The sequence below is a fragment of the Caulobacter sp. GW822-FHT01G02 genome, from assembly GCF_058802865.1.
The window spans coordinates 253838-272355 of the sequence record NZ_JBXAON010000006.1 but is presented as its reverse complement, the minus strand read 5'-3'; the positions used below and the strand labels follow the sequence as shown (position 1 = coordinate 272355).

General features: G+C 65.0%; 18 protein-coding genes. 9 read left to right on the top strand and 9 right to left on the bottom strand.

Features of this window, described 5'->3' with window-relative positions:
- Positions 1-3: 3 nt before the first annotated feature.
- Positions 4-450, bottom strand: a complete 447-nt coding sequence (locus AC1RNC_RS18890; protein WP_492887957.1) for a Crp/Fnr family transcriptional regulator — start codon at positions 448-450, stop codon at positions 4-6.
- Between the two features lie 111 nt (positions 451-561).
- Here AC1RNC_RS18890 and AC1RNC_RS18885 point away from each other — a divergent pair, with 111 nt between their 5' ends.
- From AC1RNC_RS18885 to AC1RNC_RS18875, 3 genes are all read left to right on the top strand, one after another.
- Positions 562-1131, top strand: coding sequence for a TolC family protein (locus tag AC1RNC_RS18885; RefSeq protein ID WP_492887842.1), 570 nt, complete (start codon positions 562-564; stop codon positions 1129-1131).
- 26 nt (positions 1132-1157) lie between these two features.
- Positions 1158-1721, top strand: a complete 564-nt coding sequence (locus AC1RNC_RS18880; protein WP_492887841.1) for a cytochrome b — start codon at positions 1158-1160, stop codon at positions 1719-1721.
- Positions 1722-1825: 104 nt separating this feature from the next.
- On the top strand, positions 1826-2323 hold the full coding sequence (locus tag AC1RNC_RS18875; RefSeq protein ID WP_492887840.1) for a sigma-70 family RNA polymerase sigma factor: 498 nt from the start codon (positions 1826-1828) through the stop codon (positions 2321-2323).
- 198 nt (positions 2324-2521) lie between these two features.
- Here the strand turns inward: AC1RNC_RS18875 and AC1RNC_RS18870 are convergent, their stop codons facing one another.
- Positions 2522-3343 (bottom strand): flagellin, encoded by an 822-nt coding sequence (locus AC1RNC_RS18870; protein ID WP_492887839.1) that lies wholly within the window; start codon positions 3341-3343, stop codon positions 2522-2524.
- Between the two features lie 377 nt (positions 3344-3720).
- The gene (locus AC1RNC_RS18865; protein WP_492887838.1) at positions 3721-4764 is read right to left on the bottom strand and encodes a LysR family transcriptional regulator; all 1044 of its coding nucleotides are present in this window, start codon (positions 4762-4764) and stop codon (positions 3721-3723) included.
- Positions 4765-5113: 349 nt separating this feature from the next.
- On the opposite strand from AC1RNC_RS18865, the gene AC1RNC_RS18860 reads away from it, so the two are divergent.
- The 5 genes from AC1RNC_RS18860 to AC1RNC_RS18840 all read left to right on the top strand — a co-directional run bounded on the left by AC1RNC_RS18860 (position 5114) and on the right by AC1RNC_RS18840 (position 10897).
- Positions 5114-5677: a hypothetical protein gene (locus AC1RNC_RS18860; RefSeq protein WP_492887837.1), complete on the top strand. Its 564-nt coding sequence runs from the start codon at positions 5114-5116 to the stop codon at positions 5675-5677.
- 130 nt (positions 5678-5807) lie between these two features.
- Positions 5808-6998, top strand: a complete 1191-nt coding sequence (locus tag AC1RNC_RS18855; protein ID WP_492887836.1) for an efflux RND transporter periplasmic adaptor subunit — start codon at positions 5808-5810, stop codon at positions 6996-6998.
- A complete protein-coding gene (locus AC1RNC_RS18850) occupies positions 6998-8941 on the top strand; it encodes a MacB family efflux pump subunit (protein ID WP_492887835.1) in 1944 nt (647 codons plus the stop codon). The genes AC1RNC_RS18855 and AC1RNC_RS18850 overlap by 1 nt, the downstream gene beginning before the upstream one ends.
- A gap of 2 nt (positions 8942-8943) precedes the next feature.
- A complete protein-coding gene (locus AC1RNC_RS18845; RefSeq protein ID WP_492887834.1) occupies positions 8944-10329 on the top strand; it encodes an efflux transporter outer membrane subunit in 1386 nt (461 codons plus the stop codon).
- 160 nt (positions 10330-10489) lie between these two features.
- Positions 10490-10897: a hypothetical protein gene (locus AC1RNC_RS18840; protein WP_492887833.1), complete on the top strand. Its 408-nt coding sequence runs from the start codon at positions 10490-10492 to the stop codon at positions 10895-10897.
- Positions 10898-10992: 95 nt separating this feature from the next.
- On the opposite strand, the gene AC1RNC_RS18835 is transcribed toward AC1RNC_RS18840, so the two are convergent.
- From AC1RNC_RS18835 to AC1RNC_RS18815, 5 genes are read right to left on the bottom strand one after another with little or no spacing between them, the layout of a single operon-like run.
- Positions 10993-12783 carry an ABC transporter ATP-binding protein gene (locus AC1RNC_RS18835; protein WP_492887832.1) on the bottom strand — a complete coding sequence of 597 codons (1791 nt, stop codon included), beginning with the start codon at positions 12781-12783 and terminating at the stop codon, positions 10993-10995.
- A complete protein-coding gene (locus AC1RNC_RS18830) occupies positions 12773-13909 on the bottom strand; it encodes a glycosyltransferase (RefSeq protein ID WP_492887831.1) in 1137 nt (378 codons plus the stop codon). Before AC1RNC_RS18830 ends, AC1RNC_RS18835 begins: the two co-directional genes overlap by 11 nt.
- Positions 13897-14754 (bottom strand): glucosamine inositolphosphorylceramide transferase family protein, encoded by an 858-nt coding sequence (locus AC1RNC_RS18825; protein ID WP_492887830.1) that lies wholly within the window; start codon positions 14752-14754, stop codon positions 13897-13899. Before AC1RNC_RS18825 ends, AC1RNC_RS18830 begins: the two co-directional genes overlap by 13 nt.
- A gap of 37 nt (positions 14755-14791) precedes the next feature.
- Positions 14792-15751 carry a hypothetical protein gene (locus AC1RNC_RS18820; protein WP_492887829.1) on the bottom strand — a complete coding sequence of 320 codons (960 nt, stop codon included), beginning with the start codon at positions 15749-15751 and terminating at the stop codon, positions 14792-14794.
- Positions 15748-16914: a glycosyltransferase gene (locus AC1RNC_RS18815; protein WP_492887956.1), complete on the bottom strand. Its 1167-nt coding sequence runs from the start codon at positions 16912-16914 to the stop codon at positions 15748-15750. The genes AC1RNC_RS18820 and AC1RNC_RS18815 overlap by 4 nt, the downstream gene beginning before the upstream one ends.
- 189 nt (positions 16915-17103) lie before the next feature.
- Between AC1RNC_RS18815 and AC1RNC_RS18810 the strand changes: the two genes are divergently transcribed.
- Complete coding sequence (locus AC1RNC_RS18810; protein ID WP_492887828.1) at positions 17104-17535, top strand: glycosyltransferase; 432 nt, start codon at positions 17104-17106, stop codon at positions 17533-17535.
- Between the two features lie 281 nt (positions 17536-17816).
- Here the strand turns inward: AC1RNC_RS18810 and AC1RNC_RS18805 are convergent, their stop codons facing one another.
- A complete protein-coding gene (locus tag AC1RNC_RS18805; RefSeq protein ID WP_492887827.1) occupies positions 17817-18440 on the bottom strand; it encodes a LamG-like jellyroll fold domain-containing protein in 624 nt (207 codons plus the stop codon).
- Between the last annotated feature and the right edge of the window lie 78 nt (positions 18441-18518).

Here is an 18518-nt window from a genome sequence, read left to right as displayed (position 1 = left end):
CCCCTAACCGAAGGGCGAGTTCTCGGCGCCCGGGTCCTTGCGGCCGCCACGGCGAAGCCGGAGCAGGCGGCGTAAGCCTTCGAGGAGCGATCCCCTCGGCCCTGCCTCCGGTCCAGCCAAGGCCGCGGCGCGCCGGTCGAGGACGCCAAGTCCTTGCCGCGCGGAACGCTCCAGCGTGGTGGCAAGCTCCGGATTGGCCTTGGCCACCGGGGCCAGCGCCTCGCGGTCTAGGGCATAGACCTCGCCATGGGTCAGGGCGCGGGCGCTTGCGCGCAAAGGCTCGCCCGCCAGGAGGCTGATCTCGCCAAGGTAGTCGCCCGGGCCGACCCGCCCCAGCCCCTCGTCCGCGCCGCCCGCCCCTTCCCGCGAGACCACGAAGACCCCGGACGCGACGATATACAGGCGCGCCTTGGCCTGCCCTTGCGCGAAGAGCGTGTCGCCGGGCTCCAGGTGCCATCGTTACGCGGGCGGCGCCAGCGCCCTCCACGAAGTCGCAACACACCCTCCACGATCAGGCAACCGCGCTCGGGCATAGGCTCGCGGCGCCTCGAGCGGCGCGCCTTGGAAGCCTCACTCTTCATGAACCGCCACCCGCCGCGCATCGCCGCGCCCCTTATGGTTTGCGCCTCGATCCTGGCCGCCTGCGGGCAGGCCGAGGTCGGCGTGTCGCCCTCGCCCACCGAAGTGGCGGTGGCGACCGCGGACGTCGCGACCGTCATACCGATGGATGACTTGCCTGGTCGCATGGTCGCCTTCCGAACCGCCGAGATCCGCCCCCGGGTGTCGGGCGTCGTAACCCGTCGGCTCTTCACCCAGGGGGGTGATGTCACGGCCGGCCAGCCGCTGTTCCAGATCGATCCCACGCCCTATCGGGCCGACAGCCTCGCCGCCCAGGCCAGGTTCGCTAACCAGGTCAATGTTCAGGAAGGCGTGGCCGAGGCCGCGCGCGTTCGTCTGCATTTGTCGGACCTCAGGCACCGCGCCGGCCTGGAGGGCCGCCTCGAACCGCTCGACGCGCGGCGCGCCAGCAATGCGGCCCGTCAGACGCTGCTCTCGCTTCGGCGCGACCAGCTAGCGGCCATGGTCACACTCTACGCCGCGCTCGGTGGCGGTCTGGAGCCGGCGTCGTGAAAAACGATATCGAAGGAGCGTCAAAAATGAGACCCGTCACGAGCGAGCTCGGCCGCCCCGACCGCTATCCCTTCTCGATGCGCGCCCTCCATTGGCTTCGCGCGCTCCTGCTGGTCGGGCTGATCGCTCTGGGCTGGTACATGACCGCTCTTCCCGAAGCGGCGCCGATCAAGTTCGCCCTCTATCCGATCCACAAGCAGTTGGGCGTGACTGTCCTTCTCATCGCCATCGCCGCGCTCTTTGTTCGCGGACGTTCGGTTCACCCCGCCGAGCCTCGCGGCTTGTCGCGTTTTGAAGCGATCCTGTCGCGCTTCACGCACCGCGCGCTGCTGGTCCTGGCTATCGTCGTGCCGCTGATGGGCTACGCGATGTCCAGTTCCTATGTCGACAGCGACGGCGTGCCGTTCCTGTTCATGATGCTTCCGGAGCTCTTGCCCAAGAGCGATCTCGGCTTCGCCGTTTTCCAATGGCTGCACAGGATTCTGGCCTACGCGCTGCTCGCCCTGGCTCTCCTGCACGTGATCGGGGCGCTGAAGCACCGCCTCGTGGATCGCGGCGGCGAAAGCGACGTGCTCGGCCGAATGCTGTGACGCCGACCTAGCCCCCTCGTCATCGAAGACCTTTGCCCAACATCGGCTTTCAGCCATCGAGGCCAAGTTCCGTGACTCCTTCGCCTTCGTCCTCGACCTCTCCGTTGATCATCGCCTACTTCGTGCGGCGCGAGGACTTGCGTCGCTTCCTCTCCGCCAGGACGGCCGGAGGCGGAGACGTCGACGATCTCATTCAGGACCTCTATCTCAAGGTCCAGCGCGTGAACGGCGAGGCGATCGAAAACCCCTCGGCCTATCTATATCGGCTAGCGTCAAATCTGGCTTTGGATCGTCTACGCGCCAAGTATCGGTCCGCCGCGCGCGACGCGGCTTGGCGAGACGTCAATCATACGAGTCTGGGTTCCACCGCCATCGCCGACGCGGCGGACGCCGAGGCCGCCGTGGACGCTCGCCTCCGACTTGAAAGACTGGCCCACACCCTCGGCGCTCTGCCGCCTATGACAAAGCGCGTATTCACGCTGCACAAGCTTGACGGCCTGACCCATGCCGAAACCGCCAGACAGCTTGGAATCTCAAGAAGCGCGGTCGAAAAGCACATCAGCCGAGCGATCAAACACCTGCTCGCGGCATCCCACGGGTGAGCAAGGGCGGTATGGGCGCCCGGATCGGCCCGCGCCCACGCCGCGCGCCCTCCAGCACGCGGGCGGACACCGCGGCGCCGAGCGTCGCTAACCGATAGCCTAGGCAATTGACGAAGGTCGTCTTCGGGACCAGCGCGACCAGAAGCCAACCTTGAAAAGCGCCGCCCCCGCATCCCAAGCGGAGGCGGCTCGCGCCTCTTATCGGAAAAGGCTCAACAGCGACTGAGTTGATTGGTTAGCGATGGACAAAGCCTGCACCCCGAGCTGCTGCTTGGTTTGCAGCGCCTGCAGCTTGGCGCTTTCCTTGGCGAGGTCCGCGTCCACAAGATTGCCAACCCCCGACGTCAGGCTGTCTTGCAGCTTGCCGACGAAGGTCAGGTGGGTGTCGAGGCCGGTCGAGGCCGTACCCAGCGAGGCCAGCTTGTTGGTGGCCGTGCCGATGGCCTTGTCGACGGTGGCGATCATCGACTTCGCCACGCTGGCGCTGGCGAAGCTGGAACCCGCCGACAGGCCGAGGCCGGCCAGACCCAGGGTCTGGGCCTTGACGGTGAAGCCCGAGCCGTCCGAGTTGGCCAGGAAAGTCATTTGCGTGCCCTTGCCGTCGGCAAGGCTGACGCCGTTGAACTTGGCGTTGTCGGCGGCCTTCTGCACCTGGTCGCGCAGCGAGTTGAAGTCCGACTTCAGCGCATTGAACGAGGCGGTGTTCAGCGAGGTGTCGGAAGCGGCCAGGGCCTTTTCCTTCATCTTGCCGAGCAGGTCGGTGATGGTGTCGCCGGCGGCCAGGGCCACGTCGATCGTCGACTGGCCGCGTTGCAGCGAGTCCTTCACCGAGTTCAACGACTGAGCGGTGGACGATTGCGTCTTGGACATGGCCCAGATGGCGCCGTTGTCCTTGGCGCTGCCGACCTTCTTGCCAGTGCTGATCCGTTGCTGAACTGATCTCAGATCCGAAGCCGTATTATTCAGGTTCTGAAGCGCAATCATCGCGCCAGAGTTAGTGTTTATGCTGTTAATAGCCATAATTCACATTGCCCTTTGTGCTATCAACGACACAAAGATCGTTGATCGGCTTTTTGCCTTCGGGCAATTTCCGCCGCCAAAAGCGGGATTTCGTTAATTTACTCGATTAGATATTCAAAATCCATTTCAGTTATAATCGAGACTATTTTCCGTCGATCACCAGCCCCCGCACATGGACCCACGCATACTCATGATGCCGGCAGGGGGTGACCGCGGCGCGAGTGGCTGCCGCGCCGCGGCCATGAGACCTGCCTGGACGGAAGGCCTCGCAAGAGGCGCGGCGAGGGTTCCAGACCCGCTCGACACCTCTTCATATAGCCCGGGACGAAGCGACCGCGGGGATGCGGGGAGCGGCCAGAACGCCACGGGGCGCCGAACTATCGCGCGGCGTCGTTGCGCGAACGTGGCGGTTCGGTGGAGGCGCCATGGGGCGGAACTTCCGCCGCGGATGGCTCCGCGAAACCGTCGACCCGACGGCGCTCAAAGCCAAATCCAGGCTTGGGATCGGCTACTTGGGCGAGTTGATCCACGAGCCATAGGACTATCGGATCCTCACGCGAACGTCCGCGCCAAAGCAGCCAATAGCTGAAGGGCTCCAAGTCAAACGGCGCGTCGAGCACGACCAGATCGTGATGGCCGGCTGTCAGCAGGCGGGCCACGCTATCGGGGACCACCATGATCGCGTCAGAACTTAGTATGAGAGGCGCCGCCAACGAGGAATAGGGAACACGCATGATGATCCGCCGCTCCCGCCCCAGGATAGCGAGGCGGCGCTCGGCGGGATCGTCATCTTCGCCTTGCACTGTGCTGACCACATGCGGCCAGGCCAGAAACTCATCGAGCGTCAGACGCGCGGGGCGATGCGAGGCACGCCCTGTCGCCATGAGCGGATGATCGGCGCGAAGGACGCATTGGTAGTTTTCAACAAAAAGCAGTCGCTCGAAGGCGCGCGTCGGCCGGGGATCATGGCTCGTTAGGACAAGATCGGCATCGCCGACAGCCAGGGCGTTCAGATGCGTCGGCAAGAGCGGCTCGACTTCAAGGCATAGACCCGGAGCAGCCCGACTGATCCGCTCCAAGGCCGGAGCAAGCACCGTCAGAACGCCATAATCCGAAGAAGCGATCCGATAAACCCCGGCGAAGTCGCGCGGCTCCTGGGCCGGGCCTCGGCGCAGGAGGGCCTCCGTTTCGCCGAGCCATCGATAGAGAGGCCCCTCCAGAGATTTGGCGCGATGGGTTAGCGCCATGCCGCTGTTGGTCTTGATGAGAAGCGGATCGTGGAGAAGCTCACGCAGCCGGCCGAGCGAGCGGCTGACAGCCGGCTGACTGACGCCCAGTCGCTGGGCGGTCAGCGTGACGCTGCGCGTAACGATGAGGTTATGCAGAGTCGTCAGGAGATTGAGGTCGAACTCTTCCAACATTTTGGACCGCCGCGCCGTAAGCGCCCCCGGTCTTAGAGCTTTCCCTTCCCCCACCAAGAGGGAATTGACGCCCTCCACGCTCCCTCCACGAACGCTCCACCCCCGCATAACGACGCTACCGCATAAGAGCTTCGCCGGCGGTTCTGGCGCTGACGCAGACCGCGTCCCGCGGAGCAGCACAACCAATTTGCGAGCACATTATACAAATGCATGCTCAGAATCCCAGCCCAGCACAACAACATATCTCGGTATTCATTGTCACATCGCCTACAATAATCGACTTCGTGTTAATAGTGTTGAGAATTTTATTCAACGCGGAACATTCGAACAGCCTACCGAAAGATAACCCATGGGCCACACGATCTCTCTGAAGAAACATGTATTTCTTTCTATGTTTAGCGCCGCGACGGTCCTCACCACGCCTGCTCTAGCTCAGGTCAAGGCGGAACCGCGTCCCGCTGAGAGCACCCCCAAGCCCTCCCAAAAGACCGGGGCGAACCGCCCGGGCGATGCACGCAAGAAAGCCATGGACATCGGCTCCCAGCCAGCGCGCGACCTGGGCGTGGCCAAAGCCGAGATTCCGGCCGCCCTCCAAAAGGCTTACGACGCGCCCTACGGCTTGAAGGACCTCGACAGCTGCAAGGCGATCGAGGCCGAGATCGCCTCCTTGAACGAAGCGCTTGGCCCCGATTTCGACGCTGGCGACAAACCGAAGAGCGGCCCCGGCAAGATGGCCGAAGAAGGCGGCAAGATACTGGTGGGCAGCATCATTCCTTTCCGCGGTTTGGTGCGGCAGGTCTCGGGCGCGGCGTCCGCGGACCGTCGCTTGGAGAAAGCCGTCACCACGGGCGTGGCCCGCCGCGGCTTCCTGCGCGGTGTGCGCGCCGCCAAGGGATGCGAAACGCCCCGATAGGCGTGCTTTCGCCGCTGGCTTGAGCCAGCGGAGTCCCCTCGGCACGGCCAGAGCCAGACCCAAACCTGTCGCCAACCGCGAAAGGTCGGCCAATCCCCGCACTCCCTAATCCTGGAGCATCACCTGCGCCATGAAACGTCGCATGATTGTCGGTGCAGCCCTTACCGCCGTAGCCGTCGGCGCCGTGTCAATTGCCACGATACTCGCGTCTCGCAAGTCACCTCAGCTGCTCACGGCGGTCGTCACGCGAGGCGATATCGAGGAAGCCGTCGTCGCGAATGGCAAGCTTGAGCCAAGCCAGCTCGTGGGCGTGGGCGCACAGGTATCTGGCCAGGTCCAGGCGCTCAAGGTCGTGCTAGGTCAACACGTTCGCAAGGGCGACCTTATCGCTCAAATCGACCCCCAGCCCCAGACCAACGCCCTGAGCGTGGCGCGAGCGGAGCTCGCCAACGCCGAGGCCCAAGAGGGCGCACGCCAAGCCGCGCTGGCCCGCGCCGAGCTGGCGTTTAAACGTCAGCAGGACATGGGCCCAGGCCTTGCGACATCGCAAGCCGAATACGAGGCGGCCGAAGCGGAACTGAAAAGCGCCCGCGCCGCCGTGATCTCGGCCCAGGCTCAAGTTCGCCAGGCCAGCGTCAGCGTCGCCAACGCTGAAGTCAATCTTGGCTACACACGCATCGTCGCGCCGATCGATGGGGTGGTGGTGTCGGTGGTCACCAAACAAGGCCAAACAGTCAGCTCGGCCTTGGCGGTCCCGACCATCGTTGTGTTGGCTAGGCTCGACACCATGCGGGTCAAGGCCAGCGTCTCCGAAGCCGATGTCATCAAGGTCAAGCCGGGTCAGTCGGCTCGCTTCACCATCCTTGGCGATCCGGATAGGGCTTACCATGCGCGTCTCGCGCAGGTGCAGGCGGTCCCCGATGCGATCGTCAATGAACTGGGAACGGCATCGAGCGCGGCCGCGCAGGGCGCGCCAGCAGCCTCGGCTATCTACTACAGCGCGCTGTTCGAGGTGCCTAATCCCGATGGGCGGCTGCGCGCGATGATGACCACGCAGGTTTCCATCATCCTGGCGTCCAAGCACGGCGTGCTGAGGATTCCAGCCACCGCGCTGGGACCGCGCCTCCCGGATGGACGCTACCCCGTGCGGGTCGGGCTCGCCAATGGCAAGATCGACACACGTCCTATTCGCATCGGCCTCAACAACAGGGTCTTGGTGGAGGTCGTCCATGGATTGACCGAGGGCGACAAGGTGGTGGTGGGAGAGACCGTCGCCAGCGACAGCATCGATCCGGCGGCGGCATTCATGGGCGGCTTCTGATGGACGCCCCGCCCCTCATTCGCCTGGTCGGCGTCCGGCGTGACTATCCCACCGGGGATGGCGTGTTCTCGGCACTTGGCGGTATCGACCTTGAGATCCGCGCGGGCGAAATGGTCGCCATCGTCGGCGCGTCAGGCTCGGGCAAGTCGACCCTGATGAATATCCTGGGCTGTCTGGACCGGCCCACCGCGGGAACCTACCAAATCGGCGGTCGGGATACGGCGGAGCTTGGGCCGGACGACTTGGCCGCGCTTCGCCGCGAGCGGTTCGGCTTTATCTTTCAACGCTACCATCTGCTGGCCGCGATGAGCGCGGTCGCCAATGTCGAGACCCCCGCGATCTATGCGGGCGATGCGCGCGAGACACGGCGCGCGCGCGCGCGTGACCTGCTGGTCCGCCTAGGCCTTGGCGAACGGCTCTCGCATCGGCCGAGCCAGCTCTCGGGCGGTCAGCAGCAGCGCGTGTCCATAGCCCGGGCCCTGATCAATGGCGGCGAGGTCATCCTGGCCGACGAACCGACCGGCGCGCTCGACCGCGCCAGCGGGGAAAAGGTGATGGAGATCCTGCGCGACCTGCACGCCGAAGGTCACACCATCATCTTGGTGACGCATGACAAATCAGTCGCGCAACACGCGCCTCGCGTCATCGAGATCAGCGACGGCTTCATCGTGGCCGACCGAGGACCCCGCACTTGTGCGCCTAGCGCCGCGCTTCGTCCTGTCGCGGCGCACAAGCCCAAGCTGGCCGCCGTTCATCAGCTCACGGAGAGCTTCCAATTGGCGCTGATCGCGATGTCCGCGCACAAGCTGCGCACGTTTCTGACGATGCTCGGCGTGATCATCGGCATCGCTTCCGTGGTGTCCGTGGTGGCGATCGGCAACGGATCGCGCAGCCAGATCATGAAGCAGATCTCGGACTTGGGGACCAACACCCTCGATCTCTATCCGGGCAAGGACTTCGGTGACCTCGAGGCAAGCAAGGTCGAGACGTTAACGCCCTCGGACGTCGAGGCGCTGAGGAAACAGCCGTACGTCGACAGCGTGACGCCAGGCGTCTTCACGACAGTCGCCGCGCGATACCGAGGCTTGACCGTCAACGCCGAGGTCTCAGGCGTGGGCGCCGACTTCTTCCGGGTCAAGGGCTCGAAGTTCGCCGAAGGCCGTGGCTTCGACGCGGAAGCGGTCGCTAGCATTCGACAGGACGTCGTGCTCGACAACAACGCGCGCAAGGCTCTGTTCGCCCGCGGCGAGCCCGCCATCGGCCAAACGATCATGCTGGGGCAGACCCCGGCCAGAGTTGTCGGCGTCATCCAGCGAAAGCCGTCCGGCGGACGCGACTCCAGCCTGACGATCTATGCGCCGTACACCACGGTGATGACCCGGATGCTGGGCGTTTCTCATCTAAGCAGCGTGACAGTGCGCGTTTCCGACAAGTCTCCGGTCGCCGCGGCGCAAGGCGCCGTCACGCAGTTGATGACGATGCGCCACGGCAAGAAGGACTTCTTCATCAGCAACAACGACCAAATCCGAAAGATGATCGAGAATACAGCCAAGACGATGACGCTGCTGATCAGCTCTATAGCCATCATATCCTTGGTGGTCGGCGGTATCGGCGTGATGAACATCATGCTCGTATCGGTCACCGAACGCACCGCCGAGATCGGACTTCGCATGGCGGTCGGCGCGCGGCGCGCGGACATCTTGCACCAATTTCTGATCGAGGCGGTGCTGGTCTGCCTTCTTGGCGGCGTCATCGGCATCGCCCTGGCGCTCGGGATCGCCGGCGTTCTGGCGGCGGCCGGATCTGGACTGGTCATGCAGTTCTCACCGCTCTCGATCATCGCGGCCTTCGCCTGCTCCACCTTCATCGGCGTGGCCTTCGGCTACCTGCCCGCCCGCAACGCCGCGCGCCTCGATCCGATCGACGCACTCAGCAGAGTCTAGCCATGACTATTCCCGGTCTCCGCCATTCGGCGGCGCTATTGCCGATCACCGCCCTCCTGGCGGGGTGCGCCCTCGCCCCCCATGCCGCCTATACTCCTCCCGCGACGGCGACCGCGCCGACATGGCAGGCAGCCGCGCCGTCCGAACCCGCGCCACGGCCGACGATGTGGTGGAAAACACTCGGTGACCCGCGCATGGACCAGCTCATTGACCAGGTGACAACGCGCAATCCCGGTCTCGCCGCCGCCGGCCTTCGCCTCAAGCGCGCGCGCCTGGCGCTGGACCTGGCGAGTCAGCGCTTGAAGCCGACCATCGTCGCGGATGTCTCCCATGGCCTTAGCCAGCCCATGACGGGCCGACGACAGTCGTCGTTGTCCTCGAGCGCCGCGATCACGACGAGTTGGGAGTTGGACCTCTTTGGCCGCCTGGCGGCTCAGCGCGACATGGAGCGTTGGGAGGCCCGAGCCAGCCAGCAGGATCTGGAGGCCACGCGCCTGGCCTTGGTTGGCTCGGCGACGAGCGCCTGGTGGCAGCTGGCGCTGGCGAACGAGCGCATGGCGCTCGGCGACCAGAGTCTGATGAACGCCCAACGCACCTTCGACCTCGTCGCCCGCCGGTATCAGGCCGGAGCGACCTCGGCTGTCGAGATGGAGGACGCCGAGCAAAGCATTGCATCGCAAGAAGCCCAACGCATTCGACTCGAGCAAGCTCGCGCGGAGGCGCGAAACGCCCTCGCGGCGCTGCTAGGCGAACACGCCTATAGTGGACCGGAGCCGAAGGCGCTCCCGACGGCCAACCTGCCCGAGATCCCAGCGGGACTCCCGTCGGACCTGCTGGTTCGGCGCCCGGACTTGGCGGCAGCGCAGGCTAGGCTTCGCCGCGCGCTAGCCGCGCAGGACGCGGCGCTAGCCGATACCTATCCCCGCCTTACGCTCACCGGCTCAGCCGGCGGCGTGAGCAGCGCGCTCAGCAACGTTCTTCGCGCGCCAAGCATGGGCTTGACCGGAGGGGTGAGCTTTCCGTTTCTCGACGCCCGTCGCGCTCGGTTGTCCGTCGGCGTGGCGAAGGTCGACTATGAGCTCGCGGTCGAACAGTTCCGGCAAGCCTTCTACGATGCGCTGCGCGATACCGAGAACGCGCTTTCCAACAGAGCCGTGACGCTGATGCAAGGCGAGCAGCTCGTTCGCGATCTGTCCGCCGCCCGTCAGGCCGAGAGCCTGTACGCCCAACAGTACAAGGCCGGCGCTATCCCTCTAAGAACGGTATTGGACGCCCAGGAGCGGCGGCGCGTGGCCCAGAACGCTGTCCTTCAGAACCGCTTTGATCAGCTCAACGCCCAAATGGTTCTCTATATGGCCTTGGGCGGCGAGCCGGCCGCCAAACCATGACGCCAAGGACAGTGATGGCGGACAGTGGCTTTCGGCTCCACCCGCTTGAGCGAGGGCTGGACCGAGCGGTCAAACAACACCTTCGGCTTAACCGGCGGGCTCACAAAGCGTTGAGTGACCAGCTTCGTATCGATTGGCGGCGTTATCTGTAGGTGGCTCGATGACCTCTTCATCCCCGCTGAGCGCGCTGCTGGCGGCCGCGCACGCCTTACGCCAGTCGGCGATTACCCGTGTCGAAAGGGCGTCAGCGCCGAGCCCGCGAAACCAAGCCCAAGAAGCTGGGAACCAAGCGCTCGATAAAGACCACCGGCGGCGACGACCAACGGAACGGAATGGTTCCCAGCTTAGCGATGTGGCGGACATGTCGCCGCGACAGGCGGCGACGACCTTGGATGCGGTGGCGAAGCTGCGCGACATGTACGGCGAAGGAGGCCTTGAGGTGAAGGCTTCTCGAGGTGAGGAAACGACGACATCCCTCGCGACCTACACCCGTTGGCTTCAGGAACGCGCTGGCGAAGCCACTGCCGATACCGACACGCAGGCAAACCTCTTTAGCCTGAAAACCTGATCGGGGTGCGCTGGTCGCGCATGCTCATCCATGAGCGGCTTGGCGGTGAGCCCGCCTAGCGGATAACTGTTCCGGGCGTTCGCGCTTGGATCGCCCTAGTCTTCTTCTGGCCGCAGCAGGGCCGCATAGGCGCCGCCCCGCGCCATGAGCCCGTCATGCGTCCCACGTTCAACGACCTGGCCGTGTTTCATCACGACGATCATGTCCGCCGAGCGAACGGTGGAGAGCCGGTGAGCGATCGTGATGGTGGTCCGCCCCTTCGACAGCGCCGCCAGCGCCGCGCTCATCGCCTGCTCGGTCTGAGTATCGAGCGCGCTGGTCGCCTCATCGAGCAGCAGGATCGGCGGGTCGCGCAGGATGGTGCGAGCAAGCGCTAGGCGCTGTTTCTCGCCGCCCGAAAAGCGATAGCCGCGCTCCCCGACGACGGTGTCGTAACCTTCCGGCAACGCCTCGATTTGCGCCGCGATCTGTGCGGCGCGAGCCGCCGCGACAAGATCCGCATCGGTGGCGTCGGGCCTGGCGAAGCGCAGGTTGTCGGCGATGCTCGCATTCAGCAGATAGGGCTCCTGCGTCACGACGCCGAGCATTTCGTTAAGCGAAGCGAGTTTGAGGTCCCGGATGTCGACGCCATCGAACCGGATCGCTCCATGATCGACGTCATACAACCGCGCGAGAAGGTAGCCGAGCGTCGTCTTGCCCGACCCCGTCGCGCCCACGATGGCGACGTGCGATCCGGCGGGGATGTCGATGGAGACGTCGCGCAGCGTGGGCTCGCCGCCCTTGTCGTAGGCGAAGCTCACATTCTCGATCGCGACGGCGCCGCGCATGCGATCGGCCGGGAGCGCAACAGCATCGGGGCGCTCGACGATTTCCACGGGCCGATCAAGATAATCGAACACGCGCGCGAATAGGGCTCGGGTGGTCCGAATTTCGAGTCCCGTGCGCAAAACCTCCTCAAGGGGCCAGAGCAGTTGCTCCTGCAGGGCGATCATCGCCACGAGCGTGCCGATGGTGATCGTCACGTCACGGCTGATCAGCCAGCCGCCCAGGAGAAGGGTCAGAGCCGGTAGCACCTGGAGCAGCAGATAGATGAGCTGCCACTGCCACTCACCCGCCGTGCTGGAGCGCACCTCGAGCGCGCCGACATCTGCCGAGGTTCGGGCGAAGCGTCGGACGAGAAAATCTCTCCGCCCCATGGTTCGGGCCAGGATGACGCCCGAGATCGAAAGCGTCTCCTGCACCGTCGACGAAAGGTCAGCCATCCGCTCCTGTTGCCGATGGGTGTAGGCCTCGCGCTTCTGGCCGACATGATCGCTCAGGCGCACGACGATCGGAATGACCGTCATCGAGAACAGCGCCAGCCGCCAGTCGAGCAACACCATGGCGACGCTGGTCATGATCACGAGGCTGAGATTGCGGGCCAGCTCGTGCGCGGTGTTGGTGACGAGAGACTGCAGCCCGCCAATGTCGTTGGCGATACGCGACTGGATTTCGCCAGCGCGGGCGTGGGTGAAGAAGCCCAGCGAGAGTGACTGGAGGTGCCCGTAAACCCGCACACGCAAGTCATGCATGACCGCTTGGCCGATCTGCGAGGACAGTATGGCGTGGGTCGCGTTGATCACCGCGGATATCGCCCCCACGCCGATCAAGGCCGCGACGAGGAGGCTGAGCAGACCCATATCGCCGTTAGGCAGCGCCTTATCGATGATCGCGCGCAGCAGGAACGGGGTCGTCAGGCCGACTGCCGCCCCTAAGGTGATGAGCGCCGCTATCGCCGCGATGCGGTGTCGATAAGGACTAAATAGCGACAGCACCCGCCGCAGCGAAACCTGGACGGCCTCCCCGGTTTCATCGTCCAGCTCGTTCTTAAAATCGTTATCGAGCATCGTTCGTCACCTGAGCACGGCAAAGTCGGGACATGGTGGACAAATAGGTTTCGCAGGCGGATTCGATTGTAAAACGCTGAGCTAAGGCCAGGCTTTTCTGCGCGTCTTGGGATCCTGGCCGGACCGTCGCGATCGCCTCGGCAAGGGCTCGCTCGTCACCAACCTCGACAAGCAGACCCAAGTCGCCATGACCTAGCAAGGTCTTCATGCTTCGACCGCAGTCTGTGGCCACGATCGCAAGCCCCGCGGCCAGCCCTTCGAGGATGACCGCGGGCACGCCTTCATAGTCTGACGACAACAGCAGGATGTCGAACGACGTCAGCTGGTTGACCGGATCTGGAAGGTAACCTCGGAACACCACGCGCGTTTTCAGTCCAAGATCCACCGCGAGACGCTCGAGCTTTCCGCGTTCGGGCCCATCACCAATGATCGTCAGCGTATCGGCCGCGAGCGCTCCACGCGCGAAGGCGCGCAACATCAGGGCGATATTCTTCTGCGGCGTGAGCCTGGCGACGCAAACGAAACAGCGGCCGGTGCCATTGGTTCGCGGGGCTTGCCGGCTTGCCCGCAACCTGGCGATCAGCGGTCCGGACAGGGCGGGATCCGGAATGATCGTGACGCGGTCAGCCGACACGCCCAGACAGTCACCGATCTCCTCGGCCATCGGCGCTTCCATGCCGATGAAGTGGTCTAGCCGCCGCCCCTGGATTTTGAGCCATAGGCGATAGGCGAAGCGGAACCAGCGCGGCTGATCGCGTCGGTCGAGATCGTTGCTGATCTTGACCACGATGGGCGGGCAGTCGCGGCCCAGTAGGACCTTCAGCGCGACCGCGATGACCGCGTAGGTATTGCCCGCGCAGAACAGGACGTCGGGACGCAGCCGCCGCACGACCTTGGGAAGCGTCCAGATCATCCACAACGTTTCCATCCCGGCCACGCCTGGACCAGCGCCCGGCGGAGAGATCGGATCAAGGCCGGCGCCGACGTCGTCGCGCATGCCCCCTTCGAGACGTCCCATGAAAAGCGGCGCATCGACACCCTGCTCGCGCCAATGACGCACCATCCGCAGCGCGATGCGCTCGACGCCGCCAGGCTCGAAGCTGTGCAAGAAGGTCAGGACGCGCAAGGCGCGGACTCTCGGCGCGGCGCCCACAGCGAGCGATCGATGCGCTTGACGTCGAACAGGGTGACCGGACCACAGGCCGACAGGGTGTGCAGTCCCATCGAATAGCCCCCCACGCCAGGCGGCGGCGCAAGCGGTGCGCTGGCTTCGGCCTCGAAGCGATCTGGGCGCAGCTCCAAAATCTTCAACTGTCGGACGCCGCCGCCGTATGTGTGCCTGCAGTCCTGCACCGGCAGGACCGGCGCGGCGTCCTCCATCCAGACCGTGCCGCCCGGCCGGCATGACGCCAGACTGTCGCGCACGGGGTTGCCGGCATGGGGGCGCCATGGCCCGGTCAGACGCTCGGCGAAGGCCAGGTGTAGGCGCCCCTGCTTCCAACGCTGCGGGCCGGTCGGAGAATAGGCCAGCCACCACAGCCCGCCGTGTCGGAACGGGGTGGCGTCGATCGCGGGAGTGTCCAGTTCGAAACGCGCCACCGGCTCCCAAACGTCGGGAAACGCGGCCGCTCGGTAAAGCGTGAGCCCGCCCGATCGGTAGCCCTCGGGGAGCATCCAAATTTGCCCGTCGGTCTCGAAGACCTGCGGATAGGACAGGTGCCAGGGTTCGCGCAGGACCACGGACCGTCGATGGGACAAAAAGTCCGACCCAAGTTCGATCACCTCGATGACGCCGTGGCGAGTTCGGTAGTCATAGGCTTCGACGAACAGGTACAGGCGCCCATCGCGCCAAAGGCCGAAGGGATCGGCCAGGAACTTAAGCCTCGCCTCCTCGGCCAGCCAGTGGACCTGAGGGGCGGAGGAAAAACCGAGCCGAGCAATCTGGGCGATCGGCGCCTGGACCAGCCCCACGCGCCAGATGTCTCGTCCAGGAATCCGTGCGCGCCAATCAATAGTCATGGACACCCCCGGCCTTGATCGAAGACGCCCCGCTCGCGCGGCGCAAGCTACGCGTCAGATCGAGCGCGCCCAGCCCGACGATCACGGACAGATGTAGAACCAGCGTGACCAGGGCGAGCGCCGCCAGCAACACGGCAACGGTCGAATGCGCGCCCAACAGCAGCAGCATCAAGTTGCCGAACACCAGATCCTTGTTGGAGATCAGCGGGATGCGCGAGATCAGGTAGCGGATCGCCAGCAGGACAATCCACAGGCCAGGCTGCACTTCCGGCATCGCCAGACGCCAGACCAGGATGGTCAGCGCGGTCCACACCCCAAGGCGCAGACAGCAGATAAGGCCGACATAGGTCAGTTGAGACGGGCGCAGCGAGAATACTCGCCGCCCCAAGAGCAAGACGCCTAGCGAGATGGCGAGCGGGATGATCCCCGACCATAGGGCTGGCCCCATCCGCCGAGCGAAATCCATGTCGCGGAGCTGCGTCAGGCTGACGGCCGCCAGAACCAACGTCAACAGGTTGCCAAGCAAGGCCGAGACGATGTTGGCGTCCTTGATGGCGGCGAAAGGCTCGGCGATGACGCCCGCCGCCCTTCGCGCCCAAACATATAGATAGGCCTCGCCGCTGTAGCCCAGCACCACTTCATTGATGACGTTCTTGCGCAGCAGAGTCTCGAAGCCCTCGATGGGCATGTTCCAGAACCGCCGAAAGATCGCGAAATCGGAGATCGTCTGGACGAGGTACAGCAGCAGGAGCGCTGGCCAGACCAGCGGCGGCAAGGCGCCGATAGTGGCCAGTACCTCCGCGGTCGCGCCGTCCAGCTGCAGGACAATGGCCGCGACCATCCCGACCGACAGAAGCCCGCCAAGCCACACCCATCGCCGCCGGGTCCGTCCGCCGGCCGCGCGTGAGGCGGCTTGGTCGACACCGTCGGCCTCCGCGCCTCCGGTCATGTCCGAACTCCGGCCGCGACGGCGCCGTAGTGTTCAAAAAGCTCGGCGAAATGGTCGATGTCGCGCCGCACGCCAACCGACGCCTTGATCGCGGCGCTCTTCAAAGCGAGCGGGTCTCGGGCGAAAAGACGTTCGATGGCGGTCGCGGCGGCGACAGTGTCGCCGGCGCGATAGATTTCGCAGGTCTCCAGCCGCGCTATATGCGCGAACCCACCGCGATCAGGCCCGACAACGGGCAGGCCACTGGCCATCGCCTCGGCCGGGATCAGCCCGAAGGTTTCGGACTCGCAGCCATGCACCAGAGCGTCGGCGCTCGCCAGGTGCGCGGCCAGGAGCGTCCGATCGCGGATCGGCGGCAGGATATGAACGTGGGGATCCCCGGCGGCGGCGCGGGCCACGCGCGCACGGTCAATGCCGTCGCCGATCAAAACCAGGCCGAGCGGCGCGGCGCATCGGGCGCGCTTCACCGCTCTAATGACCATCGGCCAGCGCTTTTCAGGATGGAAACGGCCGACGCCGAGCACCAGTCTCGCCTCGTCCGGGCAATTGCAGGCGGCCAACAGACGAAACCGAAGCCCCGCGTCGCGCATGTCGGGCGAGAAGGCCTCGCGATCGATGCCTAGCGAAACACTGGCCACCGCGTCGATCCCCTGCCCCGTCAGCCGATCGGCCAGCCAAGGTCCTCCAGTGACGACGGACGCGAAGCGCCCGGTCAACTGGCGGAGGTAGCGCCAGAACCACGCGAATAGCTGGTCTATGCGCTGTGGGCTGGCGAAAGGGGCAAGCCAGCGCTGGGGATAAGAGGCCACGGGATCGGCATGCATGAACATCGCGCGCGGGACCGGAGCGCCCCAACGGGCGACGATCCACGCGCCTCGCCAGGGCGAGGACGCCTCGACCAGATCGGGCGCCAGTCGATCTAGCCAGCGGTGCACCGGCCCCGCATCCCAGAACATGTGATAGTTGGCGTCGAATGGCAGTTTCGGGGACCGGACGTGGATCACCCCGCCAGCCTGGCGCTTTTCGAAGGCATCCTGGGGGCCCGGCGCGATCACGAAGAGTTCGTGACCAAGCTGCGCGGCCGCTTCCAATTTCCGGTCGATGTAGGTCCGCACGCCCCCGCCGGTCGGCGAATAGAATTCGGCGACATCCACTATCCGCATCGCGCTTCGAACCTCAGAGATCCGCCGGACCGCACCGCCTAAACATCCGCGCGACGGGGGCTCGCGGGGCGCTTTCACAGAAAGACGGCATGCGTCGACGCACGCCTCAAAAGATTTTCAAAATCCGTGTGGTGGCGCGGCGCGCGCGTCGTCTGAATTGAAAACCGAGGCCACCGCACGGGGACAGACATGGAAATGAATAGAATGGTGGCCACCCGTTTCAGGAGGCCGCCACGCATCGCTTTGTTCTCCGGGAACTACAACTACACCCTGGATGGAGCAAATAAGTCCCTTAACCGCCTGGTTGGTCACCTGCAAAGCACATTGGACACTGGGGTGCGTATCTGTTCTCCGACTTCGCGGACCCCGGCGTTTGAACCGGTCGGCGATCTGATTTCCGTACCGTCGGTGAGAATTCCGTTCCGAAGCGACTACCGCGTTTCGTTCGGCCTTACCGCATCCACAAGGCGGGATATCGAGGCCTTCGGACCCGACCTTATCCACCTCTCGGTGCCGGACGCTCTAGGCTGGTCGGCGCTCAAGCTAGGTCGCCAGCTGTATGTGCCGGTCGTAGCCAGTCTACATACGCTGTTCGTTAGCCCTCGACGGCCGACGACGTGAAGACCGGCGCCGGATCCGCCAAAAAACCCTTGCGCTCGACGCGCGCCGGCAGCGACCTGACGGTTTAGAGGTCGATCCTGCTCGGCGTCCCTAGAGCGTCGTCGGCGGCATGCCGGTTCGATGTCGATCTGTCCAACAGGCGGCCCCATCGGCGACGGCTGCACGAAAATAGCTTGGCGCTTCATGAAAACGCGTGTCGAGCCACTCCCCAGAAACTCCATGTTTGGACGCACGTCGAGGATTTCGGCGCGCCCCAGGCCGGTGCGGCGATCAAGCGCCCGTCAGCGCGTCTTCCGCAGCGCTTGCGGCGCCAGGGCGCGGGGCGTGAAGCGGGCCTCTCGGACGGCGCCCTTGAAGTAGTCGACCTTGTTCATGCGGGCCCCGATCGAGCTGCGGCCCTGGCCTTGCGGCTGGTAGGCGATGTCGGCCTCGCCCTGCAGCTCGCCGTTGACGAACGACCGGTAGGTCTTGCCGTCATAGCTCTGGGCCACCCAGTACCAGGGGCCGATCGGGAAGGTCTTGTCCAGGAACAGCAGGGTCTGCTTGTAGCCCTGCCCCGTGGCGAAGGCGTCCAGGCTCCAGGCGCCGTCCTTGACGCGGATCTCGAACAGGACGCGCGTGACCGAGGGCGGCGCGCCGGGCGTCGGATCCTCCTCGTTGAGGTGGAACCAGCGCTGGGCGAAAGCCCCGCCATCGGGACGGAACAGAGCCTCGAAGGTGAACTGGCCCATGCCCGCCAGCGGATGTTTGCCGATGACCAGGCGGTCGTCGACGCCGTCGAACTGAACGGCCTTGCCATAGGGGCTGTCGACCAGGATCGGGTCGCCCTCGACCCTGGTGTCGGCGCCGCCAATGTTCGACAGGCGGTCGAAGACCCAGCGGGTCTGGCCGGGGAGCCTGGTCATCGCCCGAGCCTCGCCGGCCAGCAGCCCTCCAGCGAGAGCGGCTCCGCCGACCAGGACTTCGCGTCGTCCGCAACCGCC